This window comes from Streptomyces phyllanthi (assembly GCF_009377205.1).
In the GTDB taxonomy this organism is placed as follows: Bacteria; Actinomycetota; Actinomycetes; order Streptomycetales; family Streptomycetaceae; genus Streptomyces; species Streptomyces phyllanthi.
This window is the reverse complement of the sequence record NZ_VJZE01000685.1, coordinates 1-3,456: the sequence shown is the minus strand read 5'-3', so window position 1 is coordinate 3,456 and position 3,456 is coordinate 1. Positions and strand designations below refer to the sequence as shown.

General features: G+C 73.8%; 2 protein-coding genes. Both read right to left on the bottom strand.

Going from position 1 to position 3,456, the window contains the following annotated elements:
* Window positions 1-11 precede the first annotated feature (11 nt).
* Window positions 12-2,354: a hypothetical protein gene (locus tag FNH04_RS43385; RefSeq protein WP_152791736.1), complete on the bottom strand. Its 2,343-nt coding sequence runs from the start codon at window positions 2,352-2,354 to the stop codon at window positions 12-14.
* Complete coding sequence (locus FNH04_RS43380) at window positions 2,351-3,259, bottom strand: hypothetical protein (RefSeq protein ID WP_152791735.1); 909 nt, start codon at window positions 3,257-3,259, stop codon at window positions 2,351-2,353. Before FNH04_RS43380 ends, FNH04_RS43385 begins: the two co-directional genes overlap by 4 nt.
* Window positions 3,260-3,456 lie beyond the last annotated feature (197 nt).

Sequence of the window (3,456 nt, the reverse complement as noted above, 5' to 3'; positions counted from 1 at the left end):
GTCTGACGCGGTCAGCGGGGCGGCAGCGTGGTCAGCAGGCGGGCCGCCACCGGGGGCGGGGGTGCTCCGTCCTCGCCGGGCATGGTCCGCAGCAGATGGCTCAGCCGCTGGTGGTCGTCGTGCGTGGTGACGAGGGTGGGGAGCAGGGAGGCCAGCGCCCACTCGGTGGTGGTGGACCGGTCGGCGATCAGCACCCACTCGCGCAGCACGTCGAGCGCGTGCCGGGTGGTCCGCGGGTCGGTGAGCGAGGCCCGCCACAGGGCGCGGATGCCGTGGGCGGTGTCCTTTCGCTCGGTCGCCGACCGGGCGTACCAGCCGAGGACCATCGGAGTGCCGTACCGCTCGTCGTCCTCGGTCCGGCGGCAGGCGCCCACGAAGCCGCCGAGTGTCAGGTCGCGCACGGCACGGTCGTCCTCGATGTGGGCGCGCAACTCGGTGAGGACCTGCTCGCTGGCGGGCGAGATCAGCAGCAGGCCCACGGTCTCGGCGAGCTCGCGGGCCATCTCGCCGTCCAGGTCGTCGGGGTCGTCGGCGTACAGCCGCCGTACGGCGCCGCGCAGCGCGGCGAGGGCCTGCACGGGTCGTTCCGGCCCGATCAGTCCGTACGCCCGGACGGCCACCCAGCGCCGCCGCGGGTCGTCGCCCTCGCACCAGGCGTCGAGGATGCGCGGGACGTTGGGCGTGTCGATGAGGTGGGCGAGGGTGAGCGCGTTGACGGCGACGAGCCGCTGCCGGAACGGTTTGGAGGTCGCCCAGGGTTCGATGACCAGGGCCATCGCCGAGGGCAGGTCCGCACGGGCGAGGACCGCGACGGTGGACGCGGCGCGGGTCCGGACCAGGGGGCGGCCGTCGTCGGCGAGCCGGCGCAGCCAGCTGATCAGGGCGGGACGGGCGGACGGGTGGCCCGTCCACACCTCGCGCAGCAGTACGAACGGGGCACGGTCGTCGCGGAACGCTGCCTTGTGCTGCGTCACCGGGCCCCACTCGGTGTGCTCGTCCTCCAGGTACGGCCTGGCCCGGGCCAGCTGGAGCCGTTTGCCGAGGTGCGTGCCGAAGACGGGGACCTCGGGGACGCGGGCCGGGTTCTCGGTCTCCTGGAGGAAGCGGTAGAGCAGGTCGCTGAGTTCGGCGGTGAGGGCGTACGGGCCGCCGTCGAACGCGGCCAGTGCGACCAGGAACGCCTTGTCCCGGAGGTGGATCGAGGTCTCGTCCTCCTCGAACCACTCCTGGACCTGGTTCTCCAGGGACCCCAGCGAGAACCGGGCGACCGCGTCCTCGGCGACCTCCCCGGCCGCGTACCTGCTCAGCAGCCGGGTGAAGCGGTCGATCTCGCGCAGCTGGGGGCCGCGATCCAGGAAGTCGGTGACGGTCGGGAGGTCGAGCAGCTTGGCGGCGGTCTCCGCGTCGGTGCCGGTGCGCAGCCGGGCGGTGAGGACGTCGGTGGGGGCGGGCGGCTGCCACTCGGCGACCGGTATGTCCTCCAGTACGGCGGTGGGGCCGACCGTGATGACCAGGTAGGAGTTCTGGGCGGTGAGGCGGTCGCGGGTGGCCAGCACGTGGTGCTCGCGCAGCGGGTTGTCGCGGCGGGGGGTGAGGTCGCACAGGACGTAGCCGCGGGTTGCGTTTCCGGCGGGGCCGGCGGGGCTGCCTGCGTCGCCGGAGCTGCCGGAGCTGCCGGAGCCGCTTGCGTGGCCGGAGCCGCTTGCGTCGCCGGTGTCGCCGGACGGGTTGTCGGCGGGGAACTGCTCGGCGAGGGCGCTCGGGCCGGTGTCGCGGTCCAAAGTGCGCACGGGCGAGGCGCCGAGCCGGTGCAGCAGCATCAGGGCGGCCGTGCGTCTGCCGGTGAAGCGGCCGCCGGAGAGCACCAGGACGCGCTCGCGACGAAGCCGGTCCAGGAGGCGGGACATGACCTCTTCATCGGCGACGAAGTGGGTGGCCAGGTGCTCGAGGGTGGTGCGCGGCACCTCGCCGGAGACGGACGCGGACGTGGCGAACCCGGGGAAGGCGAACTGGTAGACCTCCGTCTTACTGCCCAGGAAGACGTCGCCGGAGAAGTTGCCGCCGCTGATCCCGCCGTGCTGGTCGCCGCCGAGCAGTCCGCCGCTGAAGCGGGTGCGGGCGCCGACGTTCATGGTGCGCGGGCTGTGGTCGACCAGGTCCCGCCGCGCCGACCACGCGTTCTGTGGCTGGTCCCGCTCCTCCGGCTCGCCGTCGCCGTCGCCCGTGCCGGTGCCGGTGCCGTCGGGCCGCGCGTCGTCCGGGCCACCCGGGCCGCCCGTGCCGGGCTGCTCGGGCGTGGGTCCCGCGGCCCCGGCGGCCGCACGCGCGGAGGCCTCCGCCTCGGGCGCGCTCATGCCCTGTCACCCCGGTCCCGGGAGCCGCCGTCGTTGAACGTCACGTTGCCGGAGAAGTTGCCGCCGCTGATCCCGCCGTGCTGGCTGCCGCCGATCACCCCGCCGCTGAACGTGCCCCCGTGGATGTTGACGACAGGGCCCGGCGCCGGGGCTCCCCGAGATCCGCCCGACGCCGGGCGGTCCTCGCGGGCCCCGCCGTGCGGGGGCACTTCAGGCGCCGGGCGGTCCCCCGAACCGCCCGGCGCCTCCCCCGCCCCCGTGTCACCGTGGTCTTCAGCGGCCGCGCTGCCGGATACCGGCTGTTCCGGCCGTGCCGGCTGTTCCGGTTGGGCCGGTTGTGCCGGCTTGTGCAGCCAGGCCTTCAGCGGTCCGTTCTTGCTCTCCACCGTCACCGGCCGGAAGTCGGCGGCCGGGATACCGGGGTGGTCATGGCGTACGACACCGGCGTGCAGGGCGTCCGAGACGCACAGCGCGAAGTCGTCGGCGCGCTCTCGCAGGGCGGCGCGCAGCACGTCCGCGTCGAGCAGTCGGCAGGCGTGGTTCAGATCGGAGCCGACCCAGCCGTCGTGCCGGTCCACGCCGACGTACCCGGTGGCGACGACGCCGCGCAGCCGGATCTGCGCGGATCTGGACGCCATGCGGTTGAGCGCCCGCAACTGTGTCGGCACCTCCGTGAGCAGGGACCGCAGCAGTGCCGTGACGGGGGCGTTGGCGTCGATGAGCTCCATCACGGAGTCACCGCGGTCGGCCCGCAGCCGCAGGGTCTCGTCGATGCCGGCGCTCTCCAGCGTCCGGTCGGTGATGTCGTAGAGCATGCGCCGCAGATACGCCTGCTCCACGTCGTCCCGGTCGCTGAACCTCTCGATGTCCAGCAACAGGATCGTGCGGCTCACGGGATCGGTCATGGTCGCCTTTCGAGGGTGAAGTGCCGTGCAGACCAGCAGCCTGACGGCGGGTCACCTCCGGCGGTGAGGGCGGATGACGCACTCGGACTGTGACCGTGTGCACAGAAGGCCCTTCGGGGCGGCGGATGTTCCGGGGGCCGTGGTGGCACGCGGGAGGCCAGGGGTGCCGTCGCCCGGGAGCGGTTACGTCCTCGATG